The organism is Prevotella sp. P3-92, assembly GCF_002251205.1.
Classification (GTDB): domain Bacteria; phylum Bacteroidota; class Bacteroidia; order Bacteroidales; family Bacteroidaceae; genus Prevotella.
The window spans coordinates 156,711-172,343 of record NZ_NPJE01000062.1 but is presented as its reverse complement, the minus strand read 5'-3'; the positions used below and the strand labels follow the sequence as shown (position 1 = coordinate 172,343).

General features: G+C 49.7%; 16 protein-coding genes. 9 read left to right on the top strand and 7 right to left on the bottom strand.

Annotated elements, in window-relative coordinates; all coding sequences use genetic code 11:
* Positions 1-348: 348 nt before the first annotated feature.
* Positions 349-570 carry a DUF4248 domain-containing protein gene (locus CIK93_RS11105; RefSeq protein WP_094447401.1) on the bottom strand — a complete coding sequence of 74 codons (222 nt, stop codon included), beginning with the start codon at positions 568-570 and terminating at the stop codon, positions 349-351.
* A gap of 201 nt (positions 571-771) precedes the next feature.
* On the opposite strand from CIK93_RS11105, the gene CIK93_RS11100 reads away from it, so the two are divergent.
* The 4 genes from CIK93_RS11100 (at position 772) to CIK93_RS13730 (ending at position 3,597) form a co-directional block, all read left to right on the top strand.
* Positions 772-1,338: an HU family DNA-binding protein gene (locus CIK93_RS11100; protein ID WP_094447400.1), complete on the top strand. Its 567-nt coding sequence runs from the start codon at positions 772-774 to the stop codon at positions 1,336-1,338.
* A gap of 64 nt (positions 1,339-1,402) precedes the next feature.
* Positions 1,403-1,606, top strand: a complete 204-nt coding sequence (locus tag CIK93_RS11095) for a hypothetical protein (protein WP_094390559.1) — start codon at positions 1,403-1,405, stop codon at positions 1,604-1,606.
* 913 nt (positions 1,607-2,519) lie between these two features.
* Positions 2,520-3,413, top strand: a complete 894-nt coding sequence (locus CIK93_RS11090; RefSeq protein ID WP_094447399.1) for an RluA family pseudouridine synthase — start codon at positions 2,520-2,522, stop codon at positions 3,411-3,413.
* A gap of 16 nt (positions 3,414-3,429) precedes the next feature.
* The gene (locus CIK93_RS13730) at positions 3,430-3,597 is read left to right on the top strand and encodes a hypothetical protein (protein WP_158215517.1); all 168 of its coding nucleotides are present in this window, start codon (positions 3,430-3,432) and stop codon (positions 3,595-3,597) included.
* Here the strand turns inward: CIK93_RS13730 and menA are convergent.
* Positions 3,566-4,477 (bottom strand): 1,4-dihydroxy-2-naphthoate octaprenyltransferase, encoded by a 912-nt coding sequence (gene menA, locus CIK93_RS11085; protein ID WP_173815141.1) that lies wholly within the window; start codon positions 4,475-4,477, stop codon positions 3,566-3,568. The two genes, CIK93_RS13730 and menA, sit on opposite strands and share 32 nt — an antisense overlap.
* Before the next feature lie 77 nt (positions 4,478-4,554).
* Here menA and CIK93_RS11080 point away from each other — a divergent pair, with 77 nt between their 5' ends.
* Positions 4,555-5,196: an HD domain-containing protein gene (locus tag CIK93_RS11080; protein ID WP_094447398.1), complete on the top strand. Its 642-nt coding sequence runs from the start codon at positions 4,555-4,557 to the stop codon at positions 5,194-5,196.
* 60 nt (positions 5,197-5,256) lie between these two features.
* On the opposite strand, the gene CIK93_RS11075 is transcribed toward CIK93_RS11080, so the two are convergent.
* The 4 genes from CIK93_RS11075 to uvrB form a co-directional block, all read right to left on the bottom strand.
* Entirely contained in the window at positions 5,257-7,638 is a 2,382-nt protein-coding gene (locus CIK93_RS11075; RefSeq protein ID WP_254046787.1) for a putative porin, read from the bottom strand.
* Complete coding sequence (locus CIK93_RS11070) at positions 7,635-7,817, bottom strand: hypothetical protein (protein WP_094390272.1); 183 nt, start codon at positions 7,815-7,817, stop codon at positions 7,635-7,637. The genes CIK93_RS11075 and CIK93_RS11070 overlap by 4 nt, the downstream gene beginning before the upstream one ends.
* Entirely contained in the window at positions 7,814-8,431 is a 618-nt protein-coding gene (locus tag CIK93_RS11065; RefSeq protein ID WP_158215516.1) for a DUF4468 domain-containing protein, read from the bottom strand. Before CIK93_RS11065 ends, CIK93_RS11070 begins: the two co-directional genes overlap by 4 nt.
* Positions 8,432-8,503: 72 nt before the next feature.
* Positions 8,504-10,528 (bottom strand): excinuclease ABC subunit UvrB, encoded by a 2,025-nt coding sequence (gene uvrB, locus CIK93_RS11060; RefSeq protein WP_094447395.1) that lies wholly within the window; start codon positions 10,526-10,528, stop codon positions 8,504-8,506.
* A 130-nt stretch (positions 10,529-10,658) separates the two neighbouring features.
* Between uvrB and CIK93_RS11055 the strand changes: the two genes are divergently transcribed.
* From CIK93_RS11055 to CIK93_RS11045, 3 genes are all read left to right on the top strand, one after another.
* The gene (locus CIK93_RS11055) at positions 10,659-11,486 is read left to right on the top strand and encodes an outer membrane protein assembly factor BamD (RefSeq protein WP_094390269.1); all 828 of its coding nucleotides are present in this window, start codon (positions 10,659-10,661) and stop codon (positions 11,484-11,486) included.
* Between the two features lie 64 nt (positions 11,487-11,550).
* A complete protein-coding gene (locus CIK93_RS11050; protein ID WP_094390268.1) occupies positions 11,551-11,892 on the top strand; it encodes a DNA-directed RNA polymerase subunit omega in 342 nt (113 codons plus the stop codon).
* A 7-nt stretch (positions 11,893-11,899) separates the two neighbouring features.
* Positions 11,900-12,352 (top strand): DUF4293 domain-containing protein, encoded by a 453-nt coding sequence (locus CIK93_RS11045; RefSeq protein WP_094447394.1) that lies wholly within the window; start codon positions 11,900-11,902, stop codon positions 12,350-12,352.
* 288 nt (positions 12,353-12,640) lie between these two features.
* On the opposite strand, the gene CIK93_RS11040 is transcribed toward CIK93_RS11045, so the two are convergent.
* Entirely contained in the window at positions 12,641-14,584 is a 1,944-nt protein-coding gene (locus CIK93_RS11040) for a glycoside hydrolase family 97 protein (RefSeq protein ID WP_094447393.1), read from the bottom strand.
* 163 nt (positions 14,585-14,747) lie between these two features.
* Here CIK93_RS11040 and CIK93_RS11035 point away from each other — a divergent pair, with 163 nt between their 5' ends.
* Positions 14,748-15,602, top strand: a complete 855-nt coding sequence (locus CIK93_RS11035; protein ID WP_094390265.1) for a patatin family protein — start codon at positions 14,748-14,750, stop codon at positions 15,600-15,602.
* Positions 15,603-15,633 lie beyond the last annotated feature (31 nt).

The following is a 15,633-nucleotide window of genomic DNA, read 5'->3' as shown; positions in this document are numbered from 1 at the left end:
GCAGTATGACACAGAATCGGAAATGAATGCCTACTGTGATTTGCTTACTGTCGCTGTCCAGCAAGTTCTTAACGATGAGATAGACAACATACAATAGTACCGATTGCACTTGCCAGTTGAATACGCGTTGCGTTAACAAACAAAAAAAACGTTAATTCGCATTAACACTTCTGTTAAAGTTTCTATTTCCATGCAACAAGGGTTTCAAATCGTAACCGTTTTTTCGGGAAACTGCCCGAATCGGCAGTAAACAGGGGCGCGCGCGAGGTATGCCGTTCGGCGGTGGCGATAACGCCAATCGTCGAAGGGGATATTGCCAATCGCCTTCGTCGATTGCCGTTAGGCGGTTTAAGGCTCTCCGAGATACTCCGCAATGGCGGCTACCATGGCAGGCGAGAGGATGCGCTGACGGCCGTCGTAGCCGAGCGAGCGGAGGCGGGCGATGAGCGGACGGCAGCGATCCATCCATGCTTTCAGCGTGCGCCAGGCATGGCGAGGAGTGACGTCGGGGCAGTAGAGCTGTGCCAGACGGGTGCGGCTCATGGAGGTGTAAGGACGTAGTGTAGGCATAATGATCAGATGATTTTATTTTTACGCAAAGTTACTGCCTTTGCCGCAATGGGGCAAAAGAAGCGAGGCGCAGCGTCCGACTTTAAGTTCTTTTAACACGGCATAAGTGGCAATAAGTGACATTAACTGACATTTCGTCCAAGCATACCTGTACCTTTGCAGGCGACAATTTTCTTCTGTTTAACTAAATTCGTTTCTATTATGAGTACACTAACTACTATTCGCTACTGCTTGCAGAAGTGCATGAACACCAAGAGCACTGCCTACGCCAAGTATTACGCACAACCCGTTTCGCAGGGCACCGTGAACCTTGACGAGCTGGCAGCCCACATCTCAGACCACGGATCAGTCTATACCCGCGACGTGGTGATCGGAGTGATGACCAAAATGGTTGACTGCATCAACGAACTGCTGGCGCAGGGCTACAAGGTGAAGCTGGGCGAACTCGGAACGTTCTACAACTCCATCCGCAACGACGGCAAGAAGGCGGTCGATGACCCATCCAAGTTTGATGTGGCACAGATTGCCGGTGTGAACCTCCGCTTCCTCCCCTTCAGCGGCAAGAAGCTCGGCGGTAAGTTTAACAACTCCTCAACGACTCGCGCAGACCGCTACGCCTACGAGTGCATGGGTATCAAGGAGGCCAACAAGGAGGGACTCTTGCCCATCCCTGGAAAGGTGACCGACAACAACCCGGGTTCAAACGGTGGCGGCGGCAGCTCGTCAACTGGCGGTACCCCAAGCGGCGGTAGCGGAGTGGAGGGCTGAACCTAACCGCAGTGCCTCGCTCCCCTGAGGCGAGAGGGGCACTGCTTAACCGCAGATTCTTATCATGAAGAGTATCCGTTATAAGCAGACGGCATCATTGCTCTGCATCATCACAGCCATCGTGTTTGCCTTCATGGGATTCTTCACTCCGCCCACGGGCGAGATCAGCGAGTCGGTATTGTGGTTTGTGGCACAGTGTCTGATATTCTCCGGCAGCCTTATCGGAGTGGATTGCGTGATAGACCAACGGTTGGGCAAGCACAGTTAGTTTGAGATTTGGTGTGAGGTTTGGTGTGAGGGAAGTTAAGGGAAGTTAGAGGGAAGTTAGAGAGAAGTTAAGGGACAAATGTCCTAGGTCTTACGGCAAAAGGCTATTGTCTCTTAACTTCCTGAACGACCGTAGGGAGTGATAACTTCTTTAACTTCAATCAATTCCCTCAGTTGCGAAACTTGAATTAATCATAATTCAACTTGAAAGCAGTGACGCGTGATGCGCCGCTGCTTTTTTAATGTCACACGAAAAAGATTTTTGTTGTCAACCAACCAGTATTTACTTTTGTCCTTACAGGACGTTGTTTGATATGCTACATCATGTCCGCAGGGCGTTGCCCTGGGCTAAGGAAGCCATTGGGCTTTCAGCCCGCCACAGCTTGTCGTTATTAGCAGTCCGCCCTTGCTTGGCGTTATAACCATTTGTTGGGGTACTAACGCCCCGAATGGGGCAACATCTTCATAGCCCAGGGTAACACCCTGGGTGTGTATGGTTATTTTACCAAACGTCCTGTAAGGACAAAAGTAACAAACATGTTTTTATCCACGGAACGCAGAAATTTTCCTCTCCCTTTTTAATGTCACACGGATATTCTGGAGCAGCGAAGACAGAGTGAAAGCTCGGTTTCACTATGTTGAGTCGCGACAGAATAAGCCAAAGGTAAATCAGAAACGTTGGTGCTCCCTTTTTTATTGTCGCTCGGAAAAACAAAAGAAAACGAGTTTTTCTTTTGTATTTCGCTCGCTTATTCGTACCTCTGACCTGTCGGTCGAAGGTACTTCCGCTCGGAAGTACAAAAGAAAAAGGTATTTTTCTTTTGTATTTCTCTCGCTTATTCGTACCTTTGCACAATGTGTGCTTTTGACTATGGTTAAAGGTGAAGCATTTTTGGTTAATAGATGATATGACAATGAAATATAATCCTTATAATCAGCAGGGCGATTATGCCCATTATACGGTGAAGAGGGAACAGCCACTACTGGAATTTCTGCTCGAGACCGTGGAACAGAGTCGCAACAAAATCAAACTGACACTGCAGGGCAGGGGAGTGAGAGTGGACCGGAAAACCGTCACCCAATTCGACTTCCTGCTGAAACCAGGCATGAAGGTGGCAGTCAGTCGCACCAAGCGCAACCAAACGCAGTTTAAGAGCAGATGGCTGAAAATAGTATATGAGGACCGATGGATTATCGTGATAGAAAAGAATATCGGCATACTCTCGATGGCAGCAGGACACAGTTCGCTGAACGTGAAAACGGTGATCGACGACTATTTCAGGAAGAGTCACCAGAAATGTACTGCACACGTGGTGCATCGCCTCGACCGCGATACCAGCGGACTGATGGTATATGCCAAGGATATCGAGACAGAACAGGTGCTGGAACACAACTGGCACGATATCGTCTTCGACAGACGCTATGTGGCTGTGGTCAGCGGAGAGATGAAGGACGACAGCGGTACGGTGGCAAACTGGCTGAAAGACAATAAGGCGTATGTCACCTACTCATCGCCTGTGGATAACGGCGGAAAATATGCCGTGACACATTTCAAGGTGTTGCAGCGCACCACCGAACATACCCTCGCTGAGTTTAAACTGGAAACAGGACGCAAGAACCAAATCCGTGTGCATACGGCAGACATGGGACATCCCGTGTGTGGCGACGTGAAATACGGCAACGGCGACAATCCGCTCCACAGACTCTGCCTCCATGCCTATATGTTGTGCATGGTGCATCCCGTCACACGCGAACGGATGGAGTTTGAAACACCCATCCCCGCCTCATTCCGATCATTGTTTAAGTAATTGCTGAATAGAAACCATGCAAATATATATCATACTGTTGGTCATGATTATCATCGGCTTTGTGATAGTCAAGCGCATAGCAGGCTGTCTGCTGAAAACCATTGTAACACTGGTGTTGCTGGCGATACTGGCGTGCCTCTACTTCTTCTGCTTCAAAGAAGGAGCAACCCCACCGACACCATGATGCCGTAGAGCAGCATGTTGCGGGCGGTCTCCCCCAGACACTCGTTGAGGCGACGACCATGATTGATGTGGCGCAGCTTCAACCAGGTGAACACATGGAGCACCAGATAGATCAGGGGCAGGAAAAAGGCGAGGGGATGATCCTGATACCAGAACACGATCCCCAACAGGCAACTCGCCACGCCCAACAGCAGGTAGAGGCGCTCTGTCCAAAGCGGACCGATGCGCACTACAAGGGTGACCTTGCCGACGCGCTGGTCGTTGTCGCGGTCGCGATAGTTGTTGACGATGAGCAGACTGTCGATGACCAGTCCGCAGGCAACGGACGCTATAGCGACAGAAGGCGTGACGGTATGCAACTGAATATAGTAGGTGATGCAGACGGGGACGATGCCGAAGAAGATCAACACGAGGATGTCGCCCAAGCCCAGGTAGGACAGGTGGGTGGTGTAGAGAAAGCAAAAGGCTACGCAGCAGATGCCGACCAGAATCATTTCAAGACCGCCGAAGATGATAAGGGGCAGACCTGCCACACACGCCACGCATGTGGTCAGGGCGATGGCACGCTTCATGGCATCGAGAGACACCCAGCCCTGGGTGCAGGCACGCAAAGGACCGAGACGGGTGGTGCTGTCGTCGTTGCCATGGGCATAGTCGAAGAAGTCGTTGATGAGATTGGCGTCGATCTGCATGACCAATGCAAACAGCAGGCACAGGGATGCCGACAGCCAGTTGAAGACATCGTCGCCATAGGCTTGGGCATCGACATGCGCCAAGGCGCTACCTATCATGACGGGTACGGCGGCACCGGTGAGGGTCTTGGGACGGACTGCCAACAGCCAGGCCTTCCAGGAGTTTTGTTTGATATTCTCTTCGTTCATTATATGTTTTTTTGTCTGTAAAGTCTTGCAAAAGTACAGATTATTGCGTACATTTGCAAAAAATAAGCCCATTTTCTATGAACAACAATAATCCCAGTCTTGATTTGATTGATTTTGTGGAGACACAGATCCTCCCTCGGTATGCTGATTTCGACCGTGCCCACGGCATGGAACACGTCACGAGAGTGGTGAGACGGTCGCTGGCGCTGGCGAAAACTACAGGTGCGGATATCAACATGGTGTATGTCGTGGCGGCATACCACGACCTCGGACTGTCGGGACCTCGTGCCGTGCATCATCTGACGAGTGGCAAGATACTGATGCAGGACGCCCGGCTGAAACGATGGTTCTCGCCCGATCAGCTGAAAATCATGAAGGAGGCGGTGGAGGATCACCGCGCCTCTGCCTCACATGCCCCACGGAGCATCTACGGAAAGATTGTGGCAGAAGCAGACCGCGACCTTGCCCCTGAGGTGGTGTTCCGACGGGTGATACAGTTTGGGCTGGACAACTACCCGGACATTGACCGCGAAGGACAATGGAAGCGATTCAAATCGCACCTGGAAAACAAATATGCGGCAACGGGATATATACGACTCTGGATACAAGGGTCGGAAAACGAGCGCAACCTCAAGGCGCTGCGCGAAATACTGGTCAATCCGAAACAGTTGCGCCAATGGTTTGAACAGTGTTATGAACAAACCGTTGGCGCTGAGTGACGGTATCTTTGGCAGGTAGGGTGATGCGAGGATTACCTGTCGGTTAACCCCGATTGAGGTTTAGTTGTAGAAATTCCAGGAAACACCGATACGCAGTACTTTTCCGTTTTGTGGATAGTGGGGTGCAAGGAACATCATCTTGTTGCCCATACCCTTGTTGACATGGCTCATCATGACGAAGAAACGGGTGCGCTTCAGGTGCATGTTGGCATAGACGTCAACAAAAGGATAGCCGCCCAGTTCCACACGCGACTCGACATTCTTCTGTACGGCAAACTGGCCGATCTGAGGCAGATAGTCGGGCGCGTAGTATTTGGTGAAGAAGGTGGCATCGGCACCCAGTTCTACGGTCAACTGCTTCACGACCAGGAATTTGAAAAAGAGGTTGGTGAAGATATTGACAGTGGGCACGGGAAGCACGTCCTTGTTGCTCGAATGCTGATAAGTCACGATGTTCTCCCAATGCAAGGGTCCCAACTTGAAGTTCTGACGCAGTTGGGCTGTCAGGAGGTTGATGTTGCCACCCTCCTGATAGACACCGCCCTGCAGCCCTGTGAAGTTATGTTTTTCGTCGATGGCATACTCCATGCCGAAGTAGGTGTAATTTTTGATCTCTTCGACAGCCACACGCAACTGGGTGTGGGTCTTGTCGATGGTGAAGATGCCTTCGATGCCGGAACGGATCTCCTTACTCATATCGCCGTTGTCCCACCACAGGTGTTTGGAGTGGTACTGGCGCTGGAAGAAGGTTGGCGTGATGCGGTCGAAATGGGCTTTGGCAGCCAGTCGCACAGTATCGCCGAACAAGGGGAAATTGACGTCGGTATTGAAATTAAGACTCACAGAACCAGCGTTGCTGCCCGTCAGGAAGAACTCACCGTCGAGGTTGTAATGGAGGGTGCGCCCCTGGGTCTTCGACAGCTGTCCGCCCACACTCACCAGACCTTCAGACCAACTGCGCATATAGTAGCCTTCGTCACCCTCCTGCAACAGGTCGGGCATCTGGTATTTACGATGGTCGTAGCTGACGAAGGCCTTGAGGCCGGCCTTGGCATACTTGTTGAAGCCCTCCATCAGCGCTACGGCAAAGGTATTCTTGACAGAGAGGTATTTCGTCTGGTCGTAGATGGAGTCGTTGCCATAGATGCCACGGTCATCATATTTATAATAGGTGTTGGCATAATAGCCGGCAGGAGAGGCATACGCCTGATTGATGCGACTGAAGCTATTGATGTCGAGGGTGTGGATGAAACTGGTGACGGGTACGTAGATGCGCTTGGTGTTGGCGTCGAGCGAATCCTTCTGGTGTTGCACAGCCAGCAAACTGTCTGCCATCTGCTGGGAGGTGACCTGAATACGGGTGGAGTCTGGATCGGCAGGTTTCTCGCCAGTCTTGGGCAGATCGCCTGCGATGCGGGCTCCGTCGGGTCTGCCCGTGGCAACAGGATTGGTGGTGCGCCTGTTGTTGCGGCGCTTGTTGCCGTTAGCATCGTCACCATCCTGATTGTTGCGGAGGTTGTCGCGCTGCTTCCTGTCTTGGGCTGACGCCTTGGCAAACGCCCTGGCTTTCTTTTCCGCTTCGGTCAGCGCCACGCGCTTGTAGAAGCCGATATTGTAGCGATGGGAGAGAAACAGGTGGTTGGAATTGTTGCGGTTCCAGTTTTTAGAGAGCACCGTCGGTATCTCGTTCTCACTAAACTGGTCGTCGTAGCTCTCTGGGTGGGTGATATAGTTGTCGTCGGTGATACCGCCGTTCTCAGCCGCCTTGCGATGGTAGGTAGAGAACAGGGCATGCATCTGATATTTGTCGCCGATATACGAGGCAAAGAGCGATGCACCGAAGTGGGAGGTGCTTTGGTTCTGATAGTAACCTCTGGCATAGTGGTAGTCGAGGTCGAAACCGATGCCCAACCGCTTGTTGGCATTGACAGCAAATTTAGCGTCGATATGGTCTTCACCGTTCTGCTTGTCGCCACAGTTGTCGTAGCTTAGATTGGTGAACGGCGACAGCGTGTTGACAAACTGAAACGCATCGGGCTCCTTCATGGTGAAGTCGTAAGGCTGGGTGAAGAAGAACTCCGAGGTCTTCGGGCGATCCATGATGATACGGCTGATGCGCGGCGTATAGTTGTTGCCGATGGTATTGTACTCGCCAAACACACCCGTGTTGAAGATGGAGTTCTGGTAGAGGTGGGGCAGGGTGTCGGTAACAGCCGGAGTGACATCGCCATAGCGTCTGTCAACCGTCCAGGTATGGACACCCATGGGGATCTCTTTGTCTGCCACGGAATCCCGATGGTTGGGATTGAAACTGCGGGTGGAGTTATCGTCGGTCACGTTGAAGCCGTCGCCCGTATCGGTGATGCGGGTGGGATTGCTCTGCGCCACGATGTTGAGGGTCATGCTCAGGGTGCATGCCAGCGTGATGATAAACTTGTTCAAAACTGTAGGTCTTTATCTTTATCTTTTTTGAAGAGGCGCAATGCCACTTCTACAAATTTGAAACCCATAGCCACCATGATAACGATGGTTCCGGCATCGTTTCCTTTATAATAAAGATACATGCCGATGATGGCTCCGAAAATGAAGATGGTGTTGAGTATGTTTTTTAGTGTTCTCATTGGAGTAATCCTTCTATTTGTTCAAAAAGGTAATCTTTTCTGTCGATAGTACATTTGCGGAATTTGCCGCTGTGGCGATACAGCTTGGTGTTCTTCTTGTTGACTGCCACACGGTCGGTAATCCAGTCTTCGGCGCTGATGCGGATGGGGGTGCGCTCCTCATCGTAATTATAGCGGATGTTGGACAGGGTGAGGGTGGCTTTGCCGTTGGCACACAGGGCTTTGATGGTGTAGAAGAAACGGGTCTGGTCGAGCACAAGGGCTGTCTTCTGGAAGACGAGCCACTCTTCCAGTTTGACGTCAATCTCATAGGTGGCGGTGTCGGCCTTGATGAGTTGGCTGTTGATCTGCTGGGGTTCGCGAGTCACGCCTTGCAGGTATTTTCCAAGGATGTTGTAAATCTGAAAAGCAGTCTTGCCCGGAGCGTCAAAGGTCTTGGTAAAAGTCACCTTGCCGTTCACTTCGGGAACTGCACCCTTGAGGTATTTCTCCATCGGATTCGTTTCGACAACGGCAACTTTCTCCTCCTTCTTTTCGGGTTCTTCCCAGGTGTTTTGCGCTGTGGCGGTCAGGGTCATGGCCATGACGACACACATCAATATACATTTCTTCATCTGTCTCATTCTCTTTTATAATGGTGCAAAAGTACGAAATATCGTGCGAATGACCTAAAAAAATGTGATAATTTATTTTAATTCCAGTTCCTTTTGCAATCTGATAATCTCGTCGCGGTATTGCGCTGCCTGAAGGAAATCCAGTTCTTTGGCGGCTGCCTTCATCAGTCGGGTGGTCTCTGCAATGCTCTTTTCCAGTTGTTCTTTCGTCATGTGAAGAATGATGGGGTCGGCGGCAAAGGCAGCGGATGCGACAGGTTCGGCATAGGCTTTGTAGCCCTTCTGTTCCGTACCCTCTGTCTCCTGGCGCAGGTCGCTCTGCTTCAGATTCTTCTTGATCTGTTGCGGGGTGATGCCGTGTTCCTCGTTGTAGTGCATCTGCTTCATGCGGCGGCGCAGCGTCTCGTCGATGGTCAGTTGCATGGATGCCGTGATGCGGTCTGCATACATGATGACTTTGCCGTTGACGTTACGGGCGGCACGGCCTGCCGTCTGGGTGAGTGAGCGGTGTGAACGAAGGAATCCCTCTTTGTCGGCATCGATGATGGCAACGAGCGATACTTCCGGGAGGTCGAGACCCTCACGGAGCAGGTTGACACCTACCAAGACATCGAAGGTGCCGTTGCGCAGGTCTTCGAGTATCTTGATGCGGTCGAGCGTGGCCACTTCGCTATGGATATAGGCGGTTTGAATGCCGTGGTTGAGCAAGAAGGTGCTGAGCTCCTCTGCCATGCGCTTGGTGAGCGTTGTCACCAATACGCGTTCCTTGCATTGGATGCGCTGCTGGATCTCTTCCATCAGGTCGTCAATCTGATTTTCGGTGGGTCTTACCTCAATCTCTGGGTCAAGCAGTCCGGTGGGTCTGATCAGCTGTTCGACGACGACACCCTCCGCCTGTTGGAGTTCATAGTCGGCTGGTGTGGCAGATACATAGATGACCTGATGGGTCATGGCTTGAAACTCATCGAAGGTCAGCGGACGGTTGTCGAAGGCGGCAGGAAGACGGAAACCAAATTCCACCAGATTGCGCTTTCGGGCGCGGTCGCCACCATACATGGCACTGATCTGCGGCACACTGACATGGCTTTCGTCAATCACCATCAGGTAGTCTTCGGGGAAGAAATCAAGCAGACAGTAGGGACGCTCGCCCGCTTGTCTTCCGTCAAAATATCTCGAGTAGTTCTCGATACCCGAGCAATGGCCCAGCTCCTTGATCATCTCCATGTCGTATTCCACACGCTCTTTGATGCGCTGCGCCTTGATATCGTCGCCCAATTCCTCAAAATAGGCTATCTGCTTCATGAGGTCGTCCTGAATATGACGGACGGCGATGGAGGTCTGCTCTTCAGTAGTCATAAAGAGGTTGGCTGGGTAGAGCTTGTATTCGTCAAAGGAAGACAGCCGATCCATGGTCATGGCGTCCAGTTCCTCGATGGCATCAATCTCATCGTCCCAGAAGGTGATGCGCAGAATGACTTCGTTGTATGCCATGGCAATATCTACCGTGTCGCCTTTGACCCTGAAACAACCGCGTTTCAGTTCTATATCGTTGCGCACATAAAGTGCAGAGACGAGTCGGCGAAGGAGTGCATTGCGGTCTAATATCTGACCTTTGTGAACCTCTATCACGTTTTCCTGCATGGCAACAGGACTTCCCATACCATAGATGCAACTGACAGAAGAGACGATGACCACATCCTTTCGGCCAGAGAGTAATGCGCTGACAGCCCTCAGACGCAGTCGGTCGATCTCTTCGTTGATGGCGAGGTCTTTCTCGATATACGTATCAGTAGATGGCAGATAGGCTTCAGGCTGATAGTAGTCGTAATAGCTCACGTAGTATTCTACGGCATTGTGTGGGAAGAAACCCCGCATCTCTTCGTAGAGCTGGGCTGCTAATGTCTTGTTGTGTGACAGGATGAGGGTGGGCTTGTTGACATTGGCAATGACATTTGCCACGGTAAAGGTCTTTCCTGATCCTGTTACACCCAACAATACCTGAGCGGCATCGCCACGGGTGATACCGTCGGTCAACTGGCGGATAGCCTCTGGCTGGTCACCCGTCGGTCGGTAGTTGGAGGTCAGTTCAAACTTCATAGAAATGCAAAATTACATATTTTCCTCGTAAAAAAAGTTATTGCAGCGCACTAATTGCTAAAAATCGTTTGAAAACCTTTGCTTTTCGGTAGAAAATGAGTAATTTTGCACGTCAAATCAAAGTATGAGAATGAACAAGAAGTCAATCATTATCTTCTGTATGGCTGCTCTGATGTGCAGTTGTGCCGCAGAGTTTAACAATGTCTATAAGTCACCAGACAATGATTATAAGTATGAATTTGCCAAGCAGTGCTTTGCAGAAGGCAAGTTTCAACAGGCCATTTCGTTGCTGCAGGATGTGGTAACTTTCAGAAAAGGTACTGATACCGCAGAAGAGAGCCTCTATCTTTTGGCACTGTCACAGTATTGCAACCACGACTTTGAAGCTGCCAGCGCTACCTTTAAGAAATATTATGCCACCTATCCAAAAGGTGTATTTGCAGAGCAGGCTGCCTTCAATGTGGGACAGTCGCTCTACGAAAGCACTCCTGAACCACGACTCGACCAGACGCCTACAGTAGGCGCTATCAATGCCTATCAGCAGTTCTTGGATGTCTTCCCTGATTCTAAATTGAGGGCAGAGGCACAGCAGCGCCTGTTCGACCTGCAGGACAATCTCGTGAAGAAAGAGTATCTCTCGGCTGAACTGTATTACAACCTCGGGGGATATTTCGGAAATATCAATGCCAACACAGAGAGTAACTATGAAGCATGTATCATTACCGCGCAGAATGCGTTGAAAACATACCCCTATACCAAGTTGCGCGAAGAGTTTGCGGTACTTATCATGCGTAGCAAGTTTGACCTCGCAGAAAATTCCTCTGAAGAGAAAAAACTGGAGCGCTATCGCGATGCAGAGGATGAATGTTATGGATTCCTCAATGAGTATCCCGATTCTAAAGAAGCATCTCGTGCCAACAAGTATATTGCCAAGTGCAAGAAAATCACTGGCGATTGATGTTCCATCAGCAATAAACAGTAAGATAGTATTAACAGCGTAAAATAGTTTAAGATAAATATCAATGGATTACAAGAAATCAAAAGCACCGGTTAACACCGTTACCCGTAACATCATGGATCTCTGTGACGAGACAGGAAACCTTTATGAGAGTGTTGCTATCATCGCGAAGCGTGCCAACCAGATTAGCGTTCAGATCAAAGAAGACCTGTCGAAGAAACTGGCTGAGTTTGCCTCATATAACGACTCACTCGAGGAAGTGTTTGAAAACCGTGAGCAGATTGAAATCTCACGCTACTACGAGAAACTTCCGAAACCTACACTGCTCGCTACACAGGAGTTTGTAGATGGCGAAATCTACTGGCGTGATCCTGCTCGCGAACAGAATAGCGAAGAACTGAACTAATACAGTCATGATACAGCGTAAGCAGACCATCTTTCTCTTCTTGGCTGCCGTGATGAGCGTCTTGGCATTGTGTTTCCCATTGGCTACTGTAAGTGCCGATGGATTTACTCTGCACCGTGTCTATAGCTTGTGGATGACAACTCCGAGTGGAGCGCTCAGCTACTTGCCGTGGCCATTGTTTATGGTCATGCTGTTGGCAGCATCACTGAGTGTCTATACCATCTTCCGCTATACGCAGCGCACTCTGCAGGCGAGATTCTGCCTGATTAACATCATGCTCCATGTGATATGGTATGTGGCACTGGCTGTGCTCAGCAAGTTCCTGGCTCCTAATGCAGCAGATTTCCATGTTAATATTGCTGCTGTGTTCCCTGCTATTGCCATTATACTTTGTTTTATGGCGCGTCAGGGTATTCTCTCCGATGAACGTAAGGTTAGGGCAGCTGATCGCATCCGCTGATTCCCACCTTATTAATATATAACACGATGGATGGCTTTTCTTATGAAGGTCATCCATCGTGTTTTTTGTCTAAAAGGGTGATAAAGAGTGTCAAGGCGGGACAAAAGTGACTGTTATGCTATTGCGAGTAGTGTCATGATTGTTGCATGTTGCCTTTTTTTATTTGATGACAAAGGCAAGGCAAGACAGTAGTGATTGTTGAAGCACTTTTACTTTGGACTACAAAAAGAAGAGTTCGGTGGAAGCAATGATTCCATCGAACTCTTATCTCTTGATGATAGCTATATGTCAGCGGATGATGGCGGTCCATCCTCCACCCGGAGCCATATAGATGGGCAGACGGCTCTTGCCATCTACTTCAATGCGTTGATGCTGGTAGTCGGTTGCTTCGCGATCAGCATTGATGCCATCGGCAAAGATGTCGGCTGTGGCGCGGTGATCGCCAAGGAACGAACAGTCTATAGTCAGATGGCGTGCTGTCCAGTTGGTCATGGCTGCTACATACCAGGTGTTACCTTTGCGACGGGCAACTACAGCATATTCGCCCATCTCACCGGCCAGGGCGACTGTCTCGTCGAAGACGGTAGGAACGGCAGCAATGAAATCGGTACATTCTTGATTCTGCATGTATTTTGAAGGACTGTCAGCCAACATCTGGAGTGGAGCGTCAAACAGGGTGTACATAGCCATTTGATGAACACGGGTGCCTTGACTCATGGGATGGTCGTTGTTGCCGAAGAACTGTGATCGAACGGCATTGACCATAGCGCCTGGAGTATAGTCAAACGGACCAGGCAACGCACGGAGGTAGGGGATGGTGACGTCGTACATGGGTTGGTCGTGGAGTGGACCGTCACCGACACGTGGTTCCCATTTCGAGTTCTCCAGACCTTTCACTCCTTCGAAATTGACGATATTGGGATATGCTATCTGTACGCCGAAAGGACGCATGCCGTGAAGGTCGAGCAAAAGGTGATGGCGTGCTGCACATGCGGCTACTTCATAGACAGACTGGATGACACGTTGGTCGTCACGGTCGAAGAAGTCAACCTTGAAGCCTTTCACACCCATATCACCATAGTGTTTCATTATCTCTTCCATCTTTTCATGACCTCTTTGAATGAGGTTGCGCCATGACGACCAGAGAATGACACCGACACCCTGTTGACGGGCATAGTCGATGATGCCTGCCATATCCATCTTGTCAGAGAAGTGGAGTAGGTCTTCGGGATCACTCCATCCTTCATCAATGATGACGTATTCGAGTTTGTTCTTGCGGGCAAAGTCGATGAAGTATTTATAAGTTTCCGTATTGATGCCGGCACGGAAATCGACACCTGTCAGGTTGGTGTTGTTCCACCAGTCCCATGCTACCTTCCCGGGTTTAATCCATGAGGTGTCTGTCAGGCGGCATACAGGACCAAGGCGGCGTGCAATGTCGTTGCCCAATAGTTCACGGTCTGAGTCGCTGATCACAACGATGCGCCATGGCAGGCGACTTACGTTTTCGGCAATATGTTCTGCACGTTGTGTGGGTACAAGGTTCAGACGATTGTAACCGCCTATCTCCTCTTCTAATGGCAGGGGAGGAAATGCTGCCTGAAGACTATTGCCTTTCCCCTTTTTGAGATACATGCCGGGATAGTTTTCTACGTCTGCCTCCATCACAACGGCTTTGCGCTTTTCTGGGAGACAGATGGCTGTGGGAGTGATAGCAAGTGAGTCTGCAAACATCTGAGAGAGACGCTGACGGTCGTAGTATGACTCAAACGAGTAGCACCAGCGCTCTCCTGCACGATTGTCGTTGACGTAAGGGATGAATGCTTCATAGTCTGCAGCGAAACGAAATTCTGCGGTCTCGTTGACTACCTTTGCCAAGGGTTTGGTGGGGACGATGCGATAGGCTGCTGCATCATTGAACACACGAAACTCGACAATCAGCCCATTGCATACCATTTGCAGTAGGCCATAGTTGCCGGAAGACTTCCTCACGTTTGACGAACGAGTCTTCTTTACCTTGACGTTCTGTCCGAAATCCATGATGTCGGTTTTCAGTCCGATTGCGGATGGTTGCAGTATGACGGTATTATCCTTTCGGATATCCCATTGTAGTTGGTTGTCGGTGCACACATTGACGGTAATCAGTCCGTTGGGCGAACTGACGGAATAAGTCTTGGCGCTGACGGTCATTGTTGCCAGTGTTAGGCAGAGAGAAACGAGAATCTTTTTCATATCTTATAGAAATTGGTTTTCAGTATGCGCAAAGTTACGAAAAATAATCGATAGATATGCCATTTTTCAATGTTTTTATAGTTGTGATTTGTCTGTTAACTCAAAAAATACTACTTTTGCAGCCGAAATAAGATTGTATGAACAACGATAACGGGAGAGAAATATGAAAATAACCGCTAAAACAGGATTGGTATTGGAAGGTGGAGGAATGCGTGGCGTATTCACTTCGGGTGTTCTTGATGCCTTTATGAAACATGAGATATGGTTTCCATATGTTGTGGCAGTATCGGCGGGTGCCTGTAATGGATTGTCGTATATGAGCCATCAAGCACGAAGGGCACGTTACTCCAATATTGATATGTTGAAGAAATATGATTATATTTCGCTTAAGAAACTCATCAAAGATGGTACGATATTCGATGCAAACATTCTTTATGATCGTTTTCCAAATGAGATTGTGCCTTACGATTATGATACCTATGAACATAATCCAGCTGTGTTTGAAGCCGTCACCACAAATTGTTTGACGGGAAGGGCGGAATATCTCTCCGAGCGTTACGACCATCAGCGTCTTACACAGATTGTTAAGGCGAGTTCTTCTTTGCCTTTTGTGGCACAGATTACTAAGGTTGATGGAATACCGATGCTTGACGGAGGTATTGTAGATAGTATTCCGGTTGTGCGTTCCATGGATACTGGACATACTGAACATGTGGTGATATTGACGAGAAACCGTGGCTATCGCTCGTCGGAACCTGATTTGAAGGTGCCGCGTTTTGTGTATTCTCGTTATCCCAGACTGCGTGTGGCATTGAGTCGTCGTGTTGCGGAATACAATCGCCAGTTGGAACTTATCGAACGTATGGAGGATTGGGGAGAGATCATGGTCATACGTCCTGAACGACCCATGGAGGTGGGAAGAGTAACACGTGATGTGGAAAAACTGGAACGGCTCTATGAGGAGGGCTTTATGCTTGGTGAACGCTTTGTCAATCAGGAACAATTGACTGGAGTATAACAATTCCATCTGACTTTGCATCTTGTTGATT

What these genes read in the sequence shown, in the direction of transcription:
- CIK93_RS11035 (WP_094390265.1), top strand. Translation starts at nt 14,748, where the DNA reads ATGAAAATAACCGCTAAAACAGGATTGGTATTGGAAGGTGGAGGAATG.
- CIK93_RS11090 (WP_094447399.1), top strand. Translation starts at nt 2,520, where the DNA reads ATGAAATATAATCCTTATAATCAGCAGGGCGATTATGCCCATTATACG.
- CIK93_RS13730 (WP_158215517.1), top strand. Translation starts at nt 3,430, where the DNA reads ATGCAAATATATATCATACTGTTGGTCATGATTATCATCGGCTTTGTG.
- CIK93_RS11080 (WP_094447398.1), top strand. Translation starts at nt 4,555, where the DNA reads ATGAACAACAATAATCCCAGTCTTGATTTGATTGATTTTGTGGAGACA.
- CIK93_RS11095 (WP_094390559.1), top strand. Translation starts at nt 1,403, where the DNA reads ATGAAGAGTATCCGTTATAAGCAGACGGCATCATTGCTCTGCATCATC.
- CIK93_RS11105 (WP_094447401.1), bottom strand. Translation starts at nt 570, where the DNA reads ATGCCTACACTACGTCCTTACACCTCCATGAGCCGCACCCGTCTGGCA.
- CIK93_RS11040 (WP_094447393.1), bottom strand. Translation starts at nt 14,584, where the DNA reads ATGAAAAAGATTCTCGTTTCTCTCTGCCTAACACTGGCAACAATGACC.
- CIK93_RS11100 (WP_094447400.1), top strand. Translation starts at nt 772, where the DNA reads ATGAGTACACTAACTACTATTCGCTACTGCTTGCAGAAGTGCATGAAC.
- CIK93_RS11055 (WP_094390269.1), top strand. Translation starts at nt 10,659, where the DNA reads ATGAACAAGAAGTCAATCATTATCTTCTGTATGGCTGCTCTGATGTGC.
- uvrB (WP_094447395.1), bottom strand. Translation starts at nt 10,528, where the DNA reads ATGAAGTTTGAACTGACCTCCAACTACCGACCGACGGGTGACCAGCCA.
- menA (WP_173815141.1), bottom strand. Translation starts at nt 4,477, where the DNA reads ATGAACGAAGAGAATATCAAACAAAACTCCTGGAAGGCCTGGCTGTTG.
- CIK93_RS11050 (WP_094390268.1), top strand. Translation starts at nt 11,551, where the DNA reads ATGGATTACAAGAAATCAAAAGCACCGGTTAACACCGTTACCCGTAAC.
- CIK93_RS11045 (WP_094447394.1), top strand. Translation starts at nt 11,900, where the DNA reads ATGATACAGCGTAAGCAGACCATCTTTCTCTTCTTGGCTGCCGTGATG.
- CIK93_RS11065 (WP_158215516.1), bottom strand. Translation starts at nt 8,431, where the DNA reads ATGAAGAAATGTATATTGATGTGTGTCGTCATGGCCATGACCCTGACC.
- CIK93_RS11070 (WP_094390272.1), bottom strand. Translation starts at nt 7,817, where the DNA reads ATGAGAACACTAAAAAACATACTCAACACCATCTTCATTTTCGGAGCC.